1 protein-coding gene is annotated in these 769 nt (G+C 76.5%); it reads left to right on the top strand.

The window, feature by feature from the left end; translation table 11 throughout:
• Positions 1-769 (top strand): acyltransferase domain-containing protein (locus G3I40_RS08600; protein ID WP_164301564.1); only part of this gene is annotated, 769 nt, incomplete at both ends.

The raw sequence follows: 769 nt of genomic DNA, 5'->3' as shown, positions 1-769 counted from the left end.
TCTCGTCCTTCGGCATCAGCGGCACCAACGCGCACGCCATCATCGAGGCACCGCACCGACCGGAGCCGTCCACCGCGGAGTCGCGTGACGAGGACGCGGGCCCCGACCGGCGCACCGGCTCCGTCGTGGCGCCATGGACCGTCTCCGCGCACAGCGAGGACGCCCTGCGCACGCAGGCGGGCCGCCTCGCCGCGCATCTGCGCACGCACCCCGAACTCACCGCCACCGACCTGGCGTTCTCGCTGGCCACCACCCGCGCCGCGGCCCGGCACCGGGCCGCGTTCGTGCCGCAGGACCGGTCCGCTGCACTGACCGTGCTCGACGCACTGGCCGAGGGCGACTTCCAGGACGCCGCCGTGGACACGGCCCGGCCGCAGGCCGCGCCCGTCTTCGTCTTCCCGGGCCAGGGCTGGCAGTGGGCGGGCATGGCGGTCGGCCTCTACGACAGCGCACCGGTGTTCGCGCGCGCCCTGGACGAGTGCGCCGCGGCCCTGGAGCCGCACCTGGACTTCCGCGTCCTGCCGTTCCTGCGCGCCGAGGCCGCCGCCGCGCAGGACCGCCCCGACACCGACCTGTCCACCGACCGCGTCGACGTGGTGCAGCCCGTCCTCTTCGCGGTGATGGTCTCCCTCGCGTCGCTGTGGCGCGCGCACGGCGTCGAACCGGCCGCCGTGGTCGGGCACTCGCAGGGGGAGATCGCGGCCGCCTGCGTCGCCGGCGCCCTCTCCCTCGACGACGCGGCCCGCCTCGTGGCCGTCCGCAGCCGCGT

Source organism: Streptomyces sp. SID14478 (genome assembly GCF_010548525.1).
GTDB lineage: Bacteria > Actinomycetota > Actinomycetes > Streptomycetales > Streptomycetaceae > Streptomyces.
The sequence above is the reverse complement of the archived record's forward strand: the minus strand, read 5'-3'. Positions and strand labels throughout refer to the sequence as shown.